Origin of the sequence: Halanaerobium polyolivorans (assembly GCF_020711195.1) — a bacterium.
In the GTDB taxonomy this organism is placed as follows: domain Bacteria; phylum Bacillota; class Halanaerobiia; order Halanaerobiales; family Halanaerobiaceae; genus Halanaerobium; species Halanaerobium polyolivorans.
On record NZ_JAJFAT010000005.1, the window covers coordinates 1 to 20,911 of the forward strand.

Sequence of the window (20,911 nt, forward strand, 5' to 3'; positions counted from 1 at the left end):
GGAGCCAGGCAAATGCCTTTTTTATTTAGATGTTTTTAAATTCACAATTTTTTCTTCACAACATTAATTATACAACCAATTATTTTAATTAAATTAAAATGAGGTGATATTAATGGATAAATTTGCATTTTTCGCATTTAATGGTGATCTAATGTGTTTTCAGCATGTACTGCTTAATGCACTAGATCTAGCTGAAAAAGGACATGAGGCAAAAATTATTTTTGAAGGTGAAGCTGTAAAATTGGTGCAGAAACTTGAAAAATCAACCAATAAACATTATTTTGCAGCTAAAGAAAAAGAACTAATTGACTCTATCTGCAAAGCTTGTTCTGCTAAACTGGGAGTACTCGAATTTAATCAGAAAACAGATATTCCTCTCAAAGGTGAAATGAGTGGTCATCCTGCGATGGAATCATATATAAAAGATGGTTATAAAATTATAACTATGTAGACTCTAAAATATTTAATTTAAATAATAAAAGCAAAAAAGTTGAAACCCGGAAGAAATAGATAAAATTTCTATTCTTTCGGGTTTTATAATTTAAAATTTCAACAGCAGAAGTTATCTATGAAAAAAATAATTCTAATTTTTTTTTAATCTTTCTTTAAAGTAAATCTAATCTTCAACTGCTATTATTTAATTAAGCTAAAAAATGAAACTTCCCTTTTAAAGCTGCCAAACACAGCTATTAATATAGATAAGAACTTAAGTACTTTTCTCCTTGTTTTTCCCGCTCTTTTCCCGGGGCGGGTTTTTATTATTTATTCACTCTTAATTGAGTGGATTTTTTTATTTTGTAGAGTCAATTTTATTCTACAAATTTTCGGTTGAACTCTTCAGCTCTCTGATTATACTCAGTGATTTCTTCATTTAATTTTCCTGCTTCATTTAATGAGTCAATAACCTCAAATACTTTCAAAACAGCAAAAACATTCAAATAAGAATCTCTGTTATCACTATCATTAATTGCTGCTCCAATTAAAGCCCCTTCTCCGAGCAAGAACAGAGCTCCTTTAGGCCACCAGCTCTCAGTATAAGCGTGTCCTGCAGAAGGGATTACAGTTGACATTAAAGCGGTCTGAAATCTAGATTTCAATTCTATTGTTTCTATTTCTCTTTTATCAGGTTCTAGTTTTTGCAGCTCCCAGTAAAGATCTGTACCCCGCAAAGCTCTATTTTCTTCCAGATAATCTACAACTCTTTTTCCATTATTATCTCTAGCAGTAGGATCTGCATTTTTGCTCAATAATAATTCTATGATTCTAGGGTTAGAATTATTATTAACAGCTGCCATTAAAGCAGTTTTACCACTATATGATTTTAAATTTACAAAAGCACCATAATCAGTCAAAAGCTTTATATAAGCAGGGTCTTCATGTCTTCTTGCTGCATAAAATAGTACACTTTCTCCATTATAATCTTTATGGTTTACCTTCGCTCCATTTCTTAATAAGAAGTCTAAACCGCTCAAATTGTTTTCGGTTACTCCATAAAAAATTGCAGTTCTACCAGCATTATCTCTTAGATCAATATCTGCTCCATTTTTAAGCAAATACTCTAATTCAGAAGTATTAATTCTTGCAGAAACAGCATAAGCTAAAACACTTTTACCATTATTATCTCGCGCATTAACTTCTGCTCCCCAATCTATTAAAGTTTTAATCAAGTCATGACTACTTCTGTTTTGATAGGCAGTCATCAAAGGACTATGACCTCTATTGTTAGCGAGATTTGGATCAGCCCCAAATCTCAATAAATACCAGAGATTTGCCCTTTTATTATTTTTTGCTGCTAGATGCAGGGCTGTGTTCCCGGCTTCATTTTTGAGGTTTAAATTTCTATCAAAGCGCATTATTTCTCTAAGTACTTCAGGATTATTATTATAAGCTGCAGCATACATTAGAGCAGACCAACCCGAAGAATCACGATAATAGATATTTGCTCCTTCTCTTCTCAAAAGTCTAATTACTGCAGGATAAGGATTTTCTGCTGCAGCTGCTAAATAGGGAGTTATAGTATCCTCATCACTCATATTAATATCTGCTCCCTGATCAATAGCATCTGCAACTTCATTTACTCCAGCATCTTTTACAAATTCAATAAAAGTCATATCTGCAGCTAAAACTGTATTAGTTGTAAATAATAAAAATATTAAGCTTATTAATGTGAGTAAAATGATTTTTCTTTTCAATTCTTATCACTCCCTGCAGTTTTTATCTTTTTTTAATGACGAAAATGTCTTTTACCTGTAAAGACCATTGCAATACCTAATTTATCACAGGCTTCAATAACCTTATCATCTCTAATTGAACCACCAGGTTGAATTATTGCTTTAATCCCTAACTCTGCTGCTTTTTCAATAGCATCAGGAAAGGGGAAAAATGCATCTGAAGCAACAACGCCATCTCTTTGACGACCATCAGCTTTACGTCCAGCAATTATCATAGAATCTACTCTGCTCATCTGACCTGCCCCAACCCCAACTACCATTTCTTCTTTGGCCATCACAATAGCATTAGATTTAACATGTTTAACTACCTTCCAAGAAAACAATAAATCTTTAATTTGCTCTTCTGTAGGAACTTTTTTGCTAACTACTTTAAGCTCATCAGCAGTAGTTTGGGCTAAATCTCTATCCTGAACTAATAATCCTCCAGTTACTTTTTTCATGCTGTAACCAGGCTTGTCATAATTAATCTTTAATTCACCTGTTTTTAAGATTCTTAGATTATCCCAGCGTTCTTTAAGAATTTCAAGTGCTTTTGCTTCATAATCAGGAGCAATCACTACCTCTACAAATTTATCATCTGTTGCTATCTCAGCAGCTGCTTCTGCAGTTATGGTTCTGTTAGCAGCAACAATTGAGCCAAAAGCAGAAAGAGGATCTCCAGCATGAGCTTTTAGAAAAGCATCTTTGACATTATCTGCTACAGCCATACCACAGGGATTGGCATGTTTAATTACAGCAACCGCTGGATCATTATCAAATTCTTTTACTAATTCTAAAGCTCCATCAGTATCATTAATATTATTATAAGAAAGTGCTTTGCCGTGCAGCTGTTCTGCAGTTGAAATAGACGGCTCATTTCTCTGGCTATCTAAATAAAAAGCTGCTTTTTGATGTGGGTTTTCTCCATAACGAAGATCCATTTTCTTATCATATCTATCAAGTCTGCTTTCTTGCATTTCTTCTTTTTCTTCAGCTTCAAGTGCTAGATCAGATAAAAAATCTTGAATTAACTGATCATATTCTGCCGTATGCCGAAAAGCTTTATAAGCAAGCTTTAATTTTTTATTTTTATTTAAACCACCATCAGCAGCTTTCATTTCCTTTAAAATATTATCATAATCATCTGGATCAACTACAACAGCTACATCCTGATGGTTTTTTGCAGCCGAACGAATCATTGTTGGACCACCTATATCAATATTTTCAACTGCTTCTTCTAAACTTACATTCTCTTTTTTAATTGTTTCTGCAAAAGGATATAAGTTGCAGACTACTAAATCAATTGTTTCAATATCCTGGGCTGCAATTTCTTTTAAATGCTCCTTATTATCTCTAACTGCTAAAATACCCCCATGAACTGCTGGATGAAGAGTTTTTACCCTCCCATTCATCATTTCAGGGAAATTAGTTACTTCACTAATATCTGTGACATCAATACCGCTTTTTTCTAACAAATTACCTGTTCCACCTGTTGATATAATTTCTACACCAAAGTCCTTTAATCCTTTAGCAAAATCTACAATTCCTTCTTTATTTGATACACTTATAAGAGCTCTTTTAATTTTAGACAAATTATTTCTCCTCCTTCAAAATTTTAACCTTTCTTCCCTCTAACTTAATTCTATTTTCTGCAATCAATTTTACTGCTTCCGGATATATTCTATGTTCTTCTTTTAGAATTCTAGCTGCCAGATCATCAACTGTGTCATCTTCTTCAACCTTTACAACTGCCTGCATAATAATAGGCCCTGTATCCATTCCTTCATCAACAAAATGAACTGTACAGCCACTATATTTTACCCCATAATCTAAGGCCTGTTTTTGAGCATTTAAACCCTTAAATGCCGGTAAAAGTGATGGATGAATATTCACAATTTTTTCTTTGTATTTTTTTACAAAGAGAGGTGATAAAATACGCATATATCCTGCTAAAATAATTAAATCTATTTCTGCCATTTCAAGGATATTAATTATTTCTTTCTCATATTCACTTTTGTTTTCAAAGTGCTCTGGATTAATAAAGATATTTTCTATATCTTCACTTTCAGCTCTTTTTAAAGCACCAGAGTCTTCTTTATCACTAAGCAGAACTTTAATTTCAGCTGGAATATCTCCCCTTTTAACAGCATCAATTATCGATTGAAAATTTGAGCCCCTACCTGAAGCAAATACTGCCATTTTAAACATTTGATCACCCCATCTCTAGTATTTCACCGGGTATTTCAATTTTCATGCCGTAATCCTTGGCTTTTTCAATCTCTCCAATTAAATAAGGGCTTTCCCCTTTGGCTTTTAATTTTGCCATTATTTCTTTTTTCTGCCTGGGCTCTATAATCAAAACCATACCTATGCCCATATTAAAAGTCTTTAACATTTCTAAATCTTCAATTTTTCCAGCTTCCTGAATGATTTCAAAAATATTAGCTTTATCCCATTTAGATAAATCAATTGCAGCTGCTAAGTCTTCAGGCAGGATCCTAATAATATTTTCTACTAAACCGCCTCCAGTAATATGAGCAATCCCATTTACAGAGCTGTGATAATCTTTCAAGATTGAGAGGACCGGTTTCACATAGATTCTGGTCGGTTTAAGCATTTCTTCTCCTAAATTATTTTCTAATCCAGGTAGTTTTGCTTGATAATCATAATCTGCTTTGTCAAATAAAGCTGCTCTGGCTAAAGTAAAACCATTACTATGCAGACCATTTGAAGCTAAACCAATAATTAAATTCCCTGCTTTAATTTTTTCTCCAGTAATAATTTTAGATTTCTCTACAATACCAACCGCAAAACCAGCTAAATCATATTCTCCTTCTTGATAAAAACCAGCCATTTCTGCAGTTTCACCACCGATCAGTGAGGCTCCAGCTTCCTTACATCCAGCTGCAATACCTCTAACTATCTGAGCTGTTTTTTCTGGCTCCAATTTGCCTGTTGCCAAATAATCTAGAAAAAATAAAGGTTTTGCTCCCTGAGCTAAAATATCATTAACCGACATGGCCACTAAATCAATCCCGATACTATCATGTTTATCAAGTTTAAAAGCAAGTTTAAGTTTAGTTCCAACCCCATCTGTTCCTGATACCAAGACTGCTTCTCTATATTCACTTAAATCTAATTGAAAAAGGCCACCAAATCCTCCCAGAGAACTTAAGACTTCTGGTCCATGAGTTGACTCAACATCTTTTTTCATCAAATCTACTGCTTTTTTCCCGGCATCAATATCTACCCCTGATTCTTTATAATTAAGGCCCACTATTTTTCCTCCTCAATTAAATATTTATCACTAATTGGATAATCTCCATCAAAACAAGCAGTACAAAAACCTAATTTTTTATCAACATTTATTGCTTTAAGCATCCCCGCTTGTGATAAATAATTAAGACTTGCTGCACCTATGCTTTCTGCAATCTCTTCTACTGAACTTCTGCTGGCAATTAATTCCTGACGCCTTGAGGTATCTAAACCAAAATAGCAGGGATGTTCTACTGGTGGTGAAGAAATTGCCATATGCACTTCACTTGCTCCAGCCTCTTTTATTCTAGAAATAATTTGCTTGCTGGTTGTACCTCGCACAATTGAATCATCTATTAAAATAACCTTTTTACCTTCAATAATTTCTTTAATAGGAGCCAATTTAAGCCTTACCTTAAGATCTCTAATCGCTTGTGAAGGCTGAATAAAAGTTCGTCCTACATAACGGTTTCTTAATATTCCTTGAGCAAATTCTATTCCTGACTCTTCTGCAAAACCCAGTGCCGCAGGAATACCCGAATCCGGAACCGGTATCACCAAATCAGCTTCTAAATCCATTTCTTTTGCCAGTTGTCTTCCCATTTCTTTTCTTGCTAAAAGAACATTTTGACCTTCGATATTACTATCAGGTCTGGCAAAATAAATATATTCAAAAACACATAAACTGCTTTCTTTAGATCCACTATATTTCCTGCTTTTTAAACCATTTTCATCAATTATTACAACTTCACCTGGCTGTACATCTCTGATAAATTCTGCTCCAATAATATCAAAAGCACAACTTTCGGAAGCAACAATATAGCTGTTATCAACTTTGGCAATTGAAAGAGGTCTAAACCCTTTTGGATCTCTTATTGCTACAAGACTGTCTTTGGTCATCGCGACAATACTAAAAGCACCCTTGAGCTGGTGTAAACTTTGAATTAAGGCTTCTACAATATCATCTTCCAATGCTCTGGCTACCAAATGAGCAATTACTTCAGTATCTAAAGTTGAATGAAAAATTGAGCCATTCATTTCCAAATTATACCTTAGTGTTTCCGCATTAGCCACATTGCCATTATGAGCAAGAGCGAGATCTCCTTTAATACTGTTAATTAGTAGTGGTTGAGCATTTGCTAAAAGACTTGAACCACTAGTTGAATAACGAACATGCCCTATGGCCATTTCACCTTTTAAATTTGCTAGATCTTCTTCACTAAAGACATTTTCTACTAAACCCATACCTTTATGAAGATTAAAATCACCTTCATGATTTGCACAAATACCTGCACTTTCCTGTCCTCTGTGCTGAAGAGCAATTAAGCCTAGATAGCTTAGATCAGCAGCACTACTTTCTCCATCAGCATTAAAAATACCAAATACTCCACATTCTTCTCGCATTTTATCTGCCCGATACTTCATTTCCGAGCTGCAGACTTTTATCTGCTGTTTTTTGACTTCATTATTGTTATTGTTTATATTAGATAATTTAATTTTTTGATTAGAGAAGTTATTTAATTCTCCCATTCTTCTTTTCAGCCCCTTAATTAATATAAAAATTTAATCAATTTTTTTAATTTAAACTTTATCTTGACCGGTGATTCTCTGCAGCATTTCCATATATCCTGACTCTACATCACCAAGATCTCTTCTGAATCTATCTTTATCAAGTTTTTGTTTTGTATAAGTATCCCAAAAACGACAGGTATCAGGTGTAATTTCATCAGCTAAAATAATTTCTCCGGAGCTGGTGATCCCAAATTCTAATTTAAAATCAACCAGATCAACTCCTTTGCTTGTTAAAAAATCTCTTAAAACTCTATTAATTTTTTTTGCCTGTTCTGTTATTTCATCAAGCTCTTCATCAGTGGCTAATTCTAGAGCTTCTATGTGATAGCGGTTAATCAAAGGATCTCCTAGTTCATCATTTTTATAGTAAAACTCGATAATAGTCTTAGCTAATTCAATTCCCTCTTCAATGCCTAGTCTTTTAACAAGACTTCCGGCGGAAATATTTCTGATCACAACTTCAATTAAAATAATATCAACTTTTTTTACTAAAGTTTCTCTTTTATTTAATTCTTTAATGAAATGAGTTTTAATTCCTTCTTTTTCTAAGATTTTAAAAAGACAATTAGTTATTTTATTATTTATAATGCCTTTTTTATCAATCTGACCTCTTTTCTGACCATCAAATGCAGTTGCATCATCTTTATAATATACAATTAACTCATCCTTATTATCTGTTTTGAAAATCTTTTTTGCTTTTCCCTCATATAGTAGTCCTTTTTTTTCCATTTAACTAACCTCCTAGCAGTTAGGTTCTTTTAGGCTAAATCAAATTCAAGCCGCCATTTTTTAACAATCTTCTCCGTCTTTTTAGATGCTATGCCGGTATATTTAGCTGGATTTAAAATCAGCTCTTTTTGTTTGTCATTAAAGTTTTTCCAGTATCCTTTTAATTCATCACTTTCTGCAACTAAATCTTTTAAGGAAATATTCCTATGTTGAGCTTTGAGAGTTAGTTTCCTTACCGCTTCATGAGCATCTGGATGACCTGCAGCAGCTAATAATATATAGAGCGGTTCAGCTACGATCATCTTTTTATTTTGCTCAAAATTCTGCTTAATATTTTCCTCATCAACCAACATTTTTTGACTGACTCGATTTAGTCTTGCAGCTGAACTAAGTAAAGCTGCAATTAATTCTGGTATAAAGCGTGAAGAGGCAGAATTACTTAAGTCTCTTTGGTGTTCAGAAAGTTGATCCATATAAACGGTATTCATTTGGGGCATAAAAGCTTTCCACATGCTTTTTACATTTTCATAATTTATGGGATTTCTTTTGTGAGGCATAGTAGAAGAACCTACTTGATCTTCGGCAAAATGTTCTCCTATTTCTGCTATTTCTGAGCGCTGTAAATGTCTCATATCATCAGCAAAAGCTGCCAAAACACCAAAGGCTGCAATAAGGCTGTGGATAAAATCAGTTATTGCTTCTGGAGCAACAATCTGGGTAGAATGTTCACCTGCTTTAAGTCCCAATTCTGCTAAAACCTCTTTTTCAAATTCTTCTGGGTCATCAAAAAATATGCTGCTCGCATTATAGGCTCCAACTGCTCCAGAAAATTTACCAATTAATTTTTGAGATTTAGCTTCAATTTCTTTAATTCTTTCACCAAATCTGCTCACATATTCTGCTATTGTAAAGCCAAAGGTAATTGGAACTGCATGCTGGCCGTGGGTTCTGCCAATCTGAACTCTGTCTTTTTCTCTTTCGGCAATATCTAACCAGGTTTTTTCTAATTCAATGAGTTGGGGAAGAATCAATTCTTCAGCTGTTTTTTTATAACGGAGAGAGTTAGCTGTATCAACAATATCATAAGATGTTGCGGTAAAATGAATATAAGGTCTTGTTTCTTTGCTAACTTTTTTTTGAATACAGTTAACAAGTGCCCTTATATTATGTTTGGTTTTAGCTTCTTCTTCATAAACTTCTTCAGTACTCAAATCTTGAATAGCTTTTTCCACTTCCTGAGGAGCATTATGAGGACAGATACCTCTTTTAGCCAATACTTTTACTAAAGCCAATTCTACTTCTGCCTGAAAAGCAATAGTTGCATTTTCAGAAAGATATTTAGATAGTTCAGAAAAATTTTCTCCTCTAGAATAGCGGTGGTCAAGTGGGCTTATATTGGCAAAAATATCTCTAGTCTGCAAATTTTTCGCTCCTCTCAATATATTCTTTATAACCTAACTCTTCTAATGATTTAGCTGTTGCTAAGACTTTATTTTTCATATTTTTTCTATACTCTTTATGCTTTTTTCTTAGTTCAAGATCTTTTCTGGCTAAAATCTGTACTGCCAGAAGAGCTGCATTTTTGGCACCATTAATTGCTACAGTTGCCACTGGAACCCCTGGAGGCATTTGTACTATTGAATAAAGAGAATCTAAGCCACTTAACTTAGAAGTCTTGACCGGTACCCCTATTACTGGCAGATTTGTTACTGCTGCAGTCATACCAGGTAAATGTGCTGCTCCACCAGCTCCAGCAATGATTAGATCAAAGTCATTTTCCTCCGCATTTTCCGCATAATTATATAATCTTTCTGGTGTTCGATGGGCAGATACAACAGTTAGTTCATAGTTTACTTCAAATTCATCTAATATTTCTGCTGCTTCTTTCATTACTGGTAAATCAGAATCACTACCCATAATTATTGCTACTTTAGAACCCATAAAATTTCACTCCCTATTTAGAATTTAATTTTTAAAGCTATTAAACTCAGCCAAAAACAATTAAAGTTCTCCTTTTATTTCAATTAACTTGCTTGCTTCTAAAGCCCTTTTTTCTGCATCACTCCGATTTTCAGCTAGAACACAGAGGTGACCCATTTTTCTTCCCGGTCTTGCCATCTTCTTATTATAGATGTGTACTTTAGCTCCCTTTACAGCAAGAGCAGCTTCTAAACCAAGAACCTTTGCTTTACCCTCGCTTCCACTACCTAAAATATTTCTCATGACCACAGGCCTCAAGAGAGTTGTCTCACCAAGTGGTAGAGAACTAATTGCTCTAATATGCTGTTCAAATTGTGAGGTCAAACAGGCTTCAATTGTATAATGACCAGAATTATGGGGACGAGGTGCTATTTCATTAATTAGAAGCTCATCAGATTCAGTTACAAACATTTCTACACAAAACATCCCTATCCCAGTAAATACCTCTAAAACTTCAAAGGCTAATTTTTCAGCTTTTTCTTTTAAACCTGCTGCTAAAGAGGCAGGAACTTTTGTTTCATATAAAATATTATCTTTATGTAGATTTTCAGCTATCGGAAAAACTTTCATTTCACCATTTAAAGCTCTACAGGCTAGAACAGATATCTCTTTTTTGAAGGGAATATACTTTTCTACCATTAATTTTGCTTTCGCTCCACCTAATTGCTGATAAGAGCTTTTAATTGCTTGAGGCTCTTCAATCACAATATTCCCTTTACCATCATAACCACCAGTACAACTTTTTAACATCAGAGGATATGAAAATTTTTGGGCTGCTTCTTTAATATCTTCTATACTGCTGACTTTTATAAACTGAGCTACTGGAATTTTATTCTGGCTTAACATATTTTTTTGATGAAATTTATTTTGAATTATTTCTAAACTTCTAGCGGTAGGATAAATTTTATAGCCTTCAGCTTCAAGATCTTTTAAAACTTCTACTCCTATGTGTTCAAATTCATATGTCAATACATCAGATTTATCAGCCAGTTTTCTAATAGCACTTTCATCATTAAAATCTGCTACAATATGCTCATCAGCAATACTATCAGCCGGACATTCTTTGGTGGGATCAAGAATAATAACATAAAAGCCCATTTTTTTTGCTTCTAAAATCATCATCTTACCAAGCTGTCCACCACCGATAATCCCTATCTTTTCTTTGGTCTTATCTTTAATTTCCATTATAATCCTCCTAAAAATACAAAATTGCTATTTAGACTCTCTGCAGAGCTTTATGACCTATATCGTGGCGAATATGAAAATCTTCAAAATGAATTTTTTCTACTCCTTGATATGCTTTTTTAATAACTTCTGCAAAGTCATCTGCTAAAGCAGTAACAGCTAAAACACGCCCACCATCAGTAAATAATTCTCCATCAACAGCTTTTGTACCTGCTTGAAAAACAATTAAGTCGTCTTTTTCTTCTACAGAATCTATCCCCGTAATCTTTTTGCCTTTTTCATATTCTACAGGATAACCACCAGAAGCCATAACAACACAAAGAGCTTTTTTAGTAGACCATTCTATTTTTAAATCTCCTAATTTATTTTCTAAAACTGCCTCTATTATATCTATTAAATCGCTTTTTAAAAGTGGGAGCACAACCTGAGCTTCAGGGTCTCCAAAGCGAACATTATATTCTAAAACTTTTGCTTTCCCCTTATTTATCATCAAGCCAAAATATATTATCCCCTTAAAATCAACCCCTTCTTTCTTGAGGGCTGCTAAGGTAGGCTCCATAATTTCTTCTTTTATTTCTGCCATCATTTTAGCATCTACAACAGGGGCTGGGGCATATGCTCCCATTCCACCTGTATTTGGTCCTTTATCTCCATCATAAGCTGGTTTATGATCCTGGGAGGGAATCATAGGCACTATATTATCCCCATCACAAAATGACAAAATAGTTGCTTCTTCACCTTCTAAGTATTCTTCCACAACTATTTTTTCGCCTGCCTGACCAAATTTCTCATCAATCATAATTTTGTCAACAGCACTTAGAGCTTCTTCTAGCTGTTGAGCTACTATAACTCCTTTACCAGCTGCCAGTCCTTCTGCTTTAACTACTATTGGTGCTCCCTTTTCTTTAATATATTTTCTGGCTTTTTTAGGATCAGAAAAGCTCTTATATTCAGCTGTAGGAATATTATATTTCTGCATCAAATTTTTAGCAAAGACTTTACTGCTTTCTAATTGGGCAGCATCTTTTGTGGGACCAAAAACCTTGATGCCGTGTTCTTTAAATAAATCGACAATACCTGCAGCTAGAGGAGCTTCAGGCCCAACTATTGTTATGTCTATCTTTTCTTTAAGGGCAAATTCCAGTAAACCCTGATGATTACTTTCTTCAAAATCAAGATTTTCACCAAATATAGCAGTCCCTGGATTACCGGCTGCTGTATATAATTCATCAACCCTATTACTTTGAGAGAGCTTCCAAGCTAATGCGTTTTCTCTTCCACCACTTCCGATGAGAAGGATATTCATTCTATTCACTCCTAGTTTGATTTGTTCTCAGATACCCTAAAATAACTTTTAGAATAACTGGATATTTGTATCCTAATAAAAAAGAGCCCAGGTCGGGAAGACTCTACATTAATTGAGTAGAACCTCCCCGCCTGGGCTTTTATCCCTTCGGTGTGATATATCAATATCTGTACCGCTCGGACCAGCCAGCAATAAGCTGCGGAAACCTAGGTACACTTCCCTCATAGGCAAACTGTTTAAGGCAGTTCGGTAGAGACTTGTGAGCCATATTCTCACTATTATATGAGGTACAAATTCAGTTTTTACTTTAGTTCATACATGTCAATATTAACAGATGAATTTTAAGAAGTCAAGCAGTAATAAAATTTTTAATTATTCAGAAATCATGACAGGATCAATCCAGCTTTCTACTTTTTCTGTATTTTCGGAAACCCATCTTGCTGCAGCATCTGCCTCATCTTCACCATCAGCTATCCAGGCCATAACCTCTCCTAATTCTTCGAAAGTCATTCTAAAATCATGGAAAAAGCTAACCACTTCTGGATGGCGCTGGGCCAGATCAGGGTTATGGAAAGTATAAACTCCTTCTGCTTCACCATAAACATTTTCTGGATCTTCTATGAATTTGAGATCAAATTCTGCAAATTTATAATGGGGCTGCCAACCTGTTACTACAATCCACTCCTCATTTTCGATGGCAGATTCTAAAGAAGCAGTCATTGCTGGGCCACTACTTGTCATAAGATCAAAATCAAGTTCATAGTCATCTATTGCATCATGAGTAGCCTCCATTACTCCAGCACCTGGTTCAATTCCAGTAATAACTCCCTCAAATTTATCGCGATGTTCATTTAATTCTTCGATAGAATCTATATCAACATATTCTGGAACAACAAGTCCAATCTTAGCTCCAACATAATTAGGGCCAGTTTTAATTATCTCTTGACCATATTCTTCTACATAATTTTCGTGGGTAATAGGCAGCCAAACACCCATAAAAGCATCGATGTCTCCTTCAGCCAAAGCAGTATAAACTGGTCCAACTCCTACCATCGTCATTTCAACATCATAACCCATTTTTTCTTCTAAAACTTCTTGAGCAACATAAGTCTCAGCGATAGTACCTGCCCAATTAACATAACCCAGCTTAATAGTACCTTCTTCCGCATTAAGATCTTCAGGCATTAACATGATTCCACTGATCAATAAGAGAACAATGAACAATGAAGCAAAAAGTGTACGAACATTCTTCATAGTTTAAATTACCTCCCTGTTATTTTCTGATATAGGTTATTTAACTTTGAAAAAGATTCATGACTTATTAGCTATTATATAATCATTTTTTCTTTAATATACTCTTCTTTGCTTTTATAGCCATTTATTATTATAACAAAGTCTAAGCTAATATCAAGTTATTTTTCTTTTAAATTTTCAGTTAAAAATTTTGGCTCAAAAACTAATCCTAAGGCAGGGGGGATAATTAGTACAGCTAACAAACAGCTAGCAATTGAGATAGTAGGTAAAAAGGCAAAAGTCGGATTATAGTCTTTAATTTAATATTTGTTAAATACTTTTTAACTTTTCAATTTCAAATCTGCTATAATAATTAAAAGAGGAGGTATTTCTGATATGAAAAAAGTTATTATACCACTGATGATAATTTTTCTTTTAATGAGCGGTGTTTCAATTGTTAGGGCAGAGATTAGAGTTGGCGATTTCCCTCAAGAGGTTGCAGAGCAATTTTTAAAAGAACCTGATGGTGTAATTGTTGAAAGTTGGGTGGAAAATCTTAATATCCCCTGGGAATTAGTATTTATGAATGAAGAAAGAGCTTTAGTCTCTGAAAGAGATGGCAGAATCAGATTAATAGAATCAGGAGTGCTTCAAACAGAACCATACTTAGAAATAGAACTTACTGCAGTTGGTGAAGGTGGTTTAATGGGTATGGCTCTTCATCCAGATTATCCTGATAAAAATTATTTATATATTATGTATACCTATAGAGATGCTGATGGGGATGTTTTAAATAGAGTTTCTAGATTTAATGCAAAAGAAGATAGTGCTAAAAATGAAGAAATATTAATCGAAGCAATACCCGGTGGTAGAAATCATAATGGTGGTAGAATTGCTTTTGGAGCAGATGGAATGCTTTATATAACAACTGGTGACAGTTGGAACAGAGAAATTTCTCAGGATTTAAACAATCTCGGTGGCAAAATTCTACGTTTAACTCCTGAAGGCAATGTCCCAGAAGATAATCCTTATGCTAATTCACCAGTTTACAGTCTGGGCCACCGTAACCCCCAGGGGCTTGCCTGGCATCCGGAAACAAATGATCTTTTTATTTCCGATCATGGTCCCTCTGGCGAAGATGGTCTAAGAGCTAAAGATAGAATTAAGCAGGTTAACCCCGGTGATAATTTTGGCTGGCCAGAAAAAATCGGCTATTTTGAAGATGGAGAATATGCCAATCCTCTAATTATGTGGGAAGATGCTGTTCCTCCTTCTGGAATGACTTTTTATGAAGGGGATCTCTATGTTGCTACTCTGCGCAGCCAGGCCTTAATTAAAATTACTTTTGAAAATAATGAAGATTATCACCTAGAAAGTATAGAAAGATGGTTTACAGAAAAAGATGGTCCTTCTACTTTCGGCAGATTAAGAACTGCTGTAAAAGGACCAGATGGATATCTATACCTTCTGACAAGCAATAGAGATGGTAGAGGTAATCCGATCACCGAAGATGATAGAATAATTCGCTTAAAAATAGAAGATTAAAGTTTTATTTATCAGACTGCAGATTTGCAAATTTATTACTCTGCAGTCTTTTTTTATTTAAAAAGTTTTGTTTTAATTGTTTTGAAATCTATTTCTATGGTAAAAAGCCAGGCAGCAAATAAAGTCGTTATAGGTGCTACTAATACTATACCGATACTCCCTACCAAGATTCTTAATATCTCTGAAACTATAATTCTCAGATTAAAAATTCTTCTATATGTTGTTGTTCTTGTCATAAATGCCATCATCAAAGTTAAATAACCACCTGAATAAGCTAACAACAAGGTTGTTGTCATTGTTCCAATTACATCACTACCTACATTAAACCCGGATTTTATCAAAGCTTTCATCTCTATATCTGGTCTTTGAGCTTGAAGTTCTTTAATTGTAGTTGCCATATCCATAGCTATATCCATAGCAGCTCCAGATGAACCGATTACAACTGCTGCAAAAAATATATCTCTCACATTGAGATGCATATAGCCTCCCGCTAATAATTCCCCTACATAAGGAGAAGACATCCCATCTAAAGCAAGCATTGAACCAAAAAACATGGTCAAGCCAATAGTTATAAATAAGCTGCAGGTTGTACCAAAAAATGCAGATAGACCTTTTTTAGTAAAACCAGCTATAGAAAATAAGATTAGTGCAGACAATATCGCCAAAATAAAGGCCGTAAATAAGAGAGGATTTAGTCCATTTATTAAACCTGGGATTAATACTCTCCAAATTAAAACTATACTGGCAATAAAAGAAAATAATGCTTTCAAACCAATATAACCTGCATATAATAATAGCAGAACTATAAAAACCCCAAGCAATATTAATAGCCAACCCTGCCTGTAGACATCTAAAGCTAAAGCAGAAGCTATTTGACCATCTTCTGTTTCAGATATTGCAACAAGAATTTCATCACCTTTTTCAAAACGATAATCCCAGCCTAAATTACCTGTTAGATTATTAGCAGCAGTTACAACTTCTCCACTAAATTTACCTTCCTTTATTTCTACTCTTACTCTTTGAACACCTATTCTAGAAATCCCTACCCCTCTAACATCACGATCATCAACTTCTAAAACATGAGCTCTAAATTCTCTACTATTATCATCTATAACATTTAAATTATTTATTAATAAAAATAAAAATGTAATAATTATAATTGCTAAAACTAACCTTTTAATTGTTTTTTTCTGCATTTATTTACCTCCAGAAAAATATAAATAACAGGTGAGGCTAGATAACCCCACCTGTATAGTTACTTGATCATATTTAATCAATTCAGTTACAAGAAATATTTTTACAGTGCTGGAACTTCAACATCTAACTCTAAGCCTAAAATAGCAGCTGTTAATTGTCCTACATCTGTATTATCAAGAGCACCATCAAAGTATTCTGCATTCACACCATGGGCAGCCATCGGTATAGTTGAACCTGTATGTGAAGAAGTACTCCAACCAATTTTTGATCTTCTTGATGTAATATGAGCAATTGTTGCCTGGGTAGGGCTAATCCAAGGTGCTTGTGGCCAATAAGCTCCAAAGTCCGCTACATCTGCTTCTACACCTTCTGCGTCTTCTAAATCCATTGCATTTTCAAGCATTTCTATTTCAAAATCTTTTAGATCATCTATGCCAAAGATATTTTCCATATCAGCAAAAAGTTGATCTCTATCTCCTGTATAAGCAAAACCTTCTTCTACTGAACCTTGAACTCTTGTCACAGGTTCTAAGTCTAAGAAATAGTCATACTCCATACCTTCACAATTGTTTAAGGATAATCCACCAGTTTCGTGGTCACCAACAACAATAATTAAGGTTTCATCAGGATATTGTTCATAAAAATCTAATGCTACTGCGATTGAATCATCAAAAGCTAAGGTATCATAAATTGTACCTGCAACATCATTATTGTGAGCTGCATGGTCAATTCTGCCACCCTCTACCATTACAATAAATCCATTGTCATTAGCTGTTAAAGCTTCGATTCCTTTTTCAGTTAATTCAGCTAAACTAGGCTCTTCTGAGTCAACTCTATCGATCTCATATTGCATATGTGTCCGGTTTGGAGTATATAGTATTTTACTGTCAGCACTTGGTTGATAATCTCTAAAACTTTGGGTATCTTCTGCTGATCTAAAGACTGCATAACCAGCTTCTTCATATTCTCTAAAGAGATCTCTATCATCTTCTCTACTTGAACCTTCAACTGTTTGTGGCAAGAAGTGTCTGTATCCTCCACCAGCTAAAAAGTCAATATTATTTTCTAAATACTGTTCTGCAATTTCATTTTCCATACTTCTATCAAGAACGTTAGCACCAAAAGCACCAGGAGTAGCATGAGTAACTCTTGCTGTAGAAATTAAACCTGTATTCATACCCTGTTTGTTAGCAGCTAATAATACAGTTTCTAATGGATTACCATCTGGATCAACAGATATTGCATTTCTGGATGTTTTAATACCAGTTGCTAGAGCTGTTGCAGTCTGACCTGAACCAGGTACTATAGTATCTGAACCTGTAGTTCTAGTTGACCCATGTACATCTAGCTGATGCATTGTTAAGCGATCACCAGGTTCTTCAGCTTCATGATCAATAAAACTTTCTCCCATATCTTCATAGCTATGAGTAACTTCTTCTTTATTTTCAAATTGAGTGTAAAATTCTGCTAAAGTAGTATGAGCACTTGCCATACCATCACCAATAAAATAAAAGACATATTTTGGACTTTCAGCCTGAGCAACAGTGCCATTAGCAAAAGCTGCACTTCCCATCATAAAAGTAACAAATAAAACTAAAACTAAAAGACTTAATATTTTTTTCTTCCCAAATAAAGCTTTACACATTTGTAAATCCCCCTAATAGTATTTTAATGATTCTTGAATTAAAGTATTGACAAAACTTCTTTCTTCTTCCCCCCTTTAGATAATAAATATTTTAAATTTTTTGCTGAGCTTCTCAACTTCAGCTGTCTATATAAATTGCAATTATCATTCCAGTCAAGAGAAAAAGATAAAAAATATTTTTAAAAAAGTTATTTTTAGAAAAAAAACTTCCAAAAGCCTAATATGACAGTAAATAATTTAAAAAATAAAAAAAAAGCAAAAGACCAAAAAGTCTTCTGCTGTTGAAAAAAAATAATTAATATTTAATTTTTGTGTATTTTCAGATAATATTCACAATTACAGTGTGAAATTACTCAAGTATATTTTTTAACTCAGGATCATTTTGATATTTTTTTATCCAATTATATAATGTTTTTCTTGAAATCCCCAATATTTCAGCTGCCTTTGTTTTGTTACCATTGCTTTTTTGCAGTGCTAAAAGTATTTTTTCTTTCTCTGTTAATACATCTTGAGATTGCTGTTCAATATTATTTTTAATTTCCTGAGGAATATCCATAACTGTTATTTTCCTCCCTTTTACTGTAATCACAAGTCTTTCACAGAGATTTTCTAATTCCCTAATATTGCCAGGCCAGTCATATTGTTTAAGTAATTTAAGCGCTTTTTTTGAAATAGTTTTCGGATTAATACCTTCACGCTGCGAAATTTTATCAATAAAATGTTTGCTTAATATTTTTAAGTCTTCTTTTCTTTCCCTTAAAGGAGGTACATAAATAGGGATAACATTTAATCTATAATAGAGATCGCTTCTAAATTTATTCTCATCAACCATCTTTTTAATATCTCTATTTGTAGTTGCAATAACTCTTAGATCAACCTTGATACTTTTATTTTCTCCTACTCGTTCAAATTCTTTTTCCTGTAAAACCCGCAGTAGTTTTGATTGTGTATTTAAATCTATCTCTGTAACTTCATCTAATAGAATACTCCCACCATCTGCTATTTCAAATTTACCTTTTTTATCTCTTATAGCTCCAGTAAAAGATCCTTCTCTATGGCCAAAAAGTTCTGATTCGATTATATTAGGACTTAAAGCTGCACAATTTACTGCAACAAAATTTTTATCTGCTCGTGAACTATTATTATGTAGAGCTTTTGCAACAAGCTCTTTTCCAGTTCCACTTTCCCCTTGAATTAAAACTGTAGAACTATAGTCAGCAGCCATATCGATCTGTTCAATTAGCTTTTGAGCCTTATCGCTTTCTCCAATTATTTCTCTATAATTTTCTCTATTTATTTCTAAACTTTTACTTTCTGCTTTACCTATTAAATTGGCTATTTTAATTTTCAGTTCATTATAGTCTAATGGTTTTGTTAGGAATTCCGAAGCCCCCATTTTAATTACTTTTACAGCCAACGGAATACTACCAAAAGCTGTCATAAAAATAAATTTGGCGTTAATATCTTGCTTGATTATTTCTTTATAAAATTCAAGCCCATCCATTTGAGGCATTTTTATATCAGAAATAATTAAATCAGGCTTAAAAAGTTCTGCTTTCTCAACAGCTTTAAAGACATCATTAGCATATTCTACTTCATAGCTTTCTTCTTCAAGAATTGCCTTTAAAACCTTAGTTATATTTACTTTGTCATCAACTATCAGAATTTTTCCCATTATTATCATCCTTAAAAATTGGTAATTTTATTGTAAAACTTGTATTATTCTTTGCTTCAACATCTATTGCTCCATCGTGTCTTTCAATTATTTCTTTAGAAATACTTAATCCTATCCCACTCCCACTTTTTTTGGTTGTGAAAAAGGGATTAAATATTTTTTTCAAATTTTTATTTTTTATACCTTTACCATTATCTTTAATTACAGCAGTTATATAATCTTCATCATTTTTTAAAGTTATTTCCACATAACCATTGCTGCCAATGGCTTCAATAGAATTTAAGATTAAGTTAGTAAAAACACTCTTTATTTTATTGACATCACCTTTGATATATAAATCTTGATTATTAAATTTTTTAATTAATTGTATATCTTTATTCCTCAGCATTGGTTTTAAAAGATTAAAAATATCATTGATTAAATTATTGATATTTATTTTTTCAAAATCATAAGATTTGCCGCGAGCAAAACTCAAAAACTCATCAAGAAAACTATTTAAGGTAGTAATTTCTTCTTTAATTATATTGTAAAATCCACCATCAGAATTTATCTCACCTTTTAATTTCATTACTTCCACTGATCCCGAGATTGCTTCTAGAGGATTTCTTATTTCATGAGCTAAATAAGCAGACATTTTACCTATTGTAGCCATTTGAGTCTTTTCAACTAACCTTTTTCTAATCATTAACATCTCTTCATACATCCAACTGATAGAATTATATAATTCTATCAATTCTTCAGGTGGCTGTGATTCTTGTAATTTTTTTATATTAAAATTATCATCCGGAATTTTACGCACTCTTTCGGCAAGTAGAGTCAGTGGTTCAAAAAAATATTCTGCAGTAATATTAATAATAATGATTAATAAGGCTAAAGCTATAACTAAAATTATTATTATTAGCTTAACAGAATAACCGATTCTATTCAGCATAGATTGTTGAGACAAAACTATAATAGACTTACCCATCTCAACCCCATTTGCATTAATTGTTTCAACAGTTATTAGGTAATTATCTTCCCAATATTTTCTATCTTGACTGTAGTCTGAATCGGTAAAACTTCCCTCAGTATCTCGATTTAATGAAGCAAGGATTCTTCCATTATTATTTATTATTTTAGCATTTCTTAAATCTTCCTCTCCTTCAAGAGAGCGAACATTTTGGACAAGGGTACTGAATTCATAAATCAACATTGCTTCTTTGCTGATTTCAGCTAAGGTTCTTGCCAAAAGTTTTCCCCTTCTTTCCATTTCTGCCTGAAATATATCCCGCTGCTGAACAACTAAAATATAGCCTATCACGGTCATAATTAATAAAAAGATCAACATTATATAAATTATTAAGCGTTTTTTTAATGACACATTAATCATCCTTATTTAA

Annotated in this window: 17 protein-coding genes and 1 riboswitch; of the genes, 2 read left to right on the plus strand and 15 right to left on the minus strand. The window is 33.5% G+C overall.

What is annotated here, in order from left to right; translation table 11 throughout:
- Window positions 1–112: 112 nt before the first annotated feature.
- Complete coding sequence (locus LJ207_RS04495; protein WP_229344478.1) at window positions 113–451, plus strand: DsrE family protein; 339 nt, start codon at window positions 113–115, stop codon at window positions 449–451.
- A 358-nt stretch (window positions 452–809) separates the two neighbouring features.
- Here the strand turns inward: LJ207_RS04495 and LJ207_RS04500 are convergent, their stop codons facing one another.
- The 11 genes from LJ207_RS04500 to LJ207_RS04550 form a co-directional block, all read right to left on the minus strand.
- On the minus strand, window positions 810–2,192 hold the full coding sequence (locus LJ207_RS04500) for an ankyrin repeat domain-containing protein (RefSeq protein WP_229344480.1): 1,383 nt from the start codon (window positions 2,190–2,192) through the stop codon (window positions 810–812).
- Window positions 2,193–2,224: 32 nt separating this feature from the next.
- Complete coding sequence (purH, locus tag LJ207_RS04505; RefSeq protein ID WP_229344481.1) at window positions 2,225–3,802, minus strand: bifunctional phosphoribosylaminoimidazolecarboxamide formyltransferase/IMP cyclohydrolase; 1,578 nt, start codon at window positions 3,800–3,802, stop codon at window positions 2,225–2,227.
- Window position 3,803: 1 nt separating this feature from the next.
- Complete coding sequence (gene purN / locus LJ207_RS04510) at window positions 3,804–4,418, minus strand: phosphoribosylglycinamide formyltransferase (RefSeq protein ID WP_229344483.1); 615 nt, start codon at window positions 4,416–4,418, stop codon at window positions 3,804–3,806.
- 4 nt (window positions 4,419–4,422) lie between these two features.
- Window positions 4,423–5,487, minus strand: coding sequence for a phosphoribosylformylglycinamidine cyclo-ligase (gene purM / locus LJ207_RS04515; RefSeq protein WP_229344484.1), 1,065 nt, complete (start codon window positions 5,485–5,487; stop codon window positions 4,423–4,425).
- Entirely contained in the window at window positions 5,487–6,995 is a 1,509-nt protein-coding gene (gene purF, locus LJ207_RS04520; protein ID WP_229344486.1) for an amidophosphoribosyltransferase, read from the minus strand. The genes purM and purF overlap by 1 nt, the downstream gene beginning before the upstream one ends.
- Window positions 6,996–7,046: 51 nt before the next feature.
- Window positions 7,047–7,766, minus strand: a complete 720-nt coding sequence (gene purC / locus LJ207_RS04525) for a phosphoribosylaminoimidazolesuccinocarboxamide synthase (protein WP_229344487.1) — start codon at window positions 7,764–7,766, stop codon at window positions 7,047–7,049.
- Between the two features lie 29 nt (window positions 7,767–7,795).
- Window positions 7,796–9,187: a lyase family protein gene (locus LJ207_RS04530; RefSeq protein ID WP_229344489.1), complete on the minus strand. Its 1,392-nt coding sequence runs from the start codon at window positions 9,185–9,187 to the stop codon at window positions 7,796–7,798.
- Window positions 9,177–9,707, minus strand: coding sequence for a 5-(carboxyamino)imidazole ribonucleotide mutase (purE, locus tag LJ207_RS04535; protein ID WP_229344491.1), 531 nt, complete (start codon window positions 9,705–9,707; stop codon window positions 9,177–9,179). Before purE ends, LJ207_RS04530 begins: the two co-directional genes overlap by 11 nt.
- Before the next feature lie 60 nt (window positions 9,708–9,767).
- Window positions 9,768–10,931 (minus strand): 5-(carboxyamino)imidazole ribonucleotide synthase, encoded by a 1,164-nt coding sequence (locus LJ207_RS04540; RefSeq protein WP_229344492.1) that lies wholly within the window; start codon window positions 10,929–10,931, stop codon window positions 9,768–9,770.
- Window positions 10,932–10,962: 31 nt separating this feature from the next.
- Entirely contained in the window at window positions 10,963–12,237 is a 1,275-nt protein-coding gene (gene purD / locus LJ207_RS04545) for a phosphoribosylamine--glycine ligase (RefSeq protein WP_229344494.1), read from the minus strand.
- Window positions 12,238–12,441: 204 nt separating this feature from the next.
- Window positions 12,442–12,543: riboswitch (purine riboswitch) on the minus strand.
- Window positions 12,544–12,609: 66 nt separating this feature from the next.
- On the minus strand, window positions 12,610–13,491 hold the full coding sequence (locus LJ207_RS04550) for a glycine betaine ABC transporter substrate-binding protein (RefSeq protein WP_229344495.1): 882 nt from the start codon (window positions 13,489–13,491) through the stop codon (window positions 12,610–12,612).
- 375 nt (window positions 13,492–13,866) lie between these two features.
- On the opposite strand from LJ207_RS04550, the gene LJ207_RS04555 reads away from it, so the two are divergent.
- Window positions 13,867–15,015, plus strand: coding sequence for a PQQ-dependent sugar dehydrogenase (locus LJ207_RS04555; RefSeq protein ID WP_229344497.1), 1,149 nt, complete (start codon window positions 13,867–13,869; stop codon window positions 15,013–15,015).
- Window positions 15,016–15,068: 53 nt separating this feature from the next.
- Here LJ207_RS04555 and LJ207_RS04560 read toward each other — a convergent pair whose 3' ends face one another.
- The 4 genes from LJ207_RS04560 to LJ207_RS04575 all read right to left on the minus strand — a co-directional run bounded on the left by LJ207_RS04560 (window position 15,069) and on the right by LJ207_RS04575 (window position 20,892).
- Window positions 15,069–16,211 carry a YibE/F family protein gene (locus tag LJ207_RS04560; protein WP_229344498.1) on the minus strand — a complete coding sequence of 381 codons (1,143 nt, stop codon included), beginning with the start codon at window positions 16,209–16,211 and terminating at the stop codon, window positions 15,069–15,071.
- 101 nt (window positions 16,212–16,312) lie between these two features.
- On the minus strand, window positions 16,313–17,857 hold the full coding sequence (locus LJ207_RS04565; protein WP_229344500.1) for an alkaline phosphatase: 1,545 nt from the start codon (window positions 17,855–17,857) through the stop codon (window positions 16,313–16,315).
- A 349-nt stretch (window positions 17,858–18,206) separates the two neighbouring features.
- A complete protein-coding gene (locus tag LJ207_RS04570) occupies window positions 18,207–19,532 on the minus strand; it encodes a sigma-54-dependent transcriptional regulator (protein WP_229344501.1) in 1,326 nt (441 codons plus the stop codon).
- Window positions 19,510–20,892 (minus strand): ATP-binding protein, encoded by a 1,383-nt coding sequence (locus tag LJ207_RS04575; RefSeq protein WP_229344503.1) that lies wholly within the window; start codon window positions 20,890–20,892, stop codon window positions 19,510–19,512. The genes LJ207_RS04570 and LJ207_RS04575 overlap by 23 nt, the downstream gene beginning before the upstream one ends.
- Window positions 20,893–20,911: the final 19 nt, after the last annotated feature.

What these genes read in the sequence shown, in the direction of transcription:
- LJ207_RS04495 (WP_229344478.1), top strand. Translation starts at nt 113, where the DNA reads ATGGATAAATTTGCATTTTTCGCATTTAATGGTGATCTAATGTGTTTT.
- purN (WP_229344483.1), bottom strand. Translation starts at nt 4,418, where the DNA reads ATGTTTAAAATGGCAGTATTTGCTTCAGGTAGGGGCTCAAATTTTCAA.
- purF (WP_229344486.1), bottom strand. Translation starts at nt 6,995, where the DNA reads ATGGGAGAATTAAATAACTTCTCTAATCAAAAAATTAAATTATCTAAT.
- purC (WP_229344487.1), bottom strand. Translation starts at nt 7,766, where the DNA reads ATGGAAAAAAAAGGACTACTATATGAGGGAAAAGCAAAAAAGATTTTC.
- purE (WP_229344491.1), bottom strand. Translation starts at nt 9,707, where the DNA reads ATGGGTTCTAAAGTAGCAATAATTATGGGTAGTGATTCTGATTTACCA.
- LJ207_RS04540 (WP_229344492.1), bottom strand. Translation starts at nt 10,931, where the DNA reads ATGGAAATTAAAGATAAGACCAAAGAAAAGATAGGGATTATCGGTGGT.
- purD (WP_229344494.1), bottom strand. Translation starts at nt 12,237, where the DNA reads ATGAATATCCTTCTCATCGGAAGTGGTGGAAGAGAAAACGCATTAGCT.
- LJ207_RS04550 (WP_229344495.1), bottom strand. Translation starts at nt 13,491, where the DNA reads ATGAAGAATGTTCGTACACTTTTTGCTTCATTGTTCATTGTTCTCTTA.
- LJ207_RS04555 (WP_229344497.1), top strand. Translation starts at nt 13,867, where the DNA reads ATGAAAAAAGTTATTATACCACTGATGATAATTTTTCTTTTAATGAGC.
- LJ207_RS04560 (WP_229344498.1), bottom strand. Translation starts at nt 16,211, where the DNA reads ATGCAGAAAAAAACAATTAAAAGGTTAGTTTTAGCAATTATAATTATT.
- LJ207_RS04565 (WP_229344500.1), bottom strand. Translation starts at nt 17,857, where the DNA reads ATGTGTAAAGCTTTATTTGGGAAGAAAAAAATATTAAGTCTTTTAGTT.
- LJ207_RS04570 (WP_229344501.1), bottom strand. Translation starts at nt 19,532, where the DNA reads ATGGGAAAAATTCTGATAGTTGATGACAAAGTAAATATAACTAAGGTT.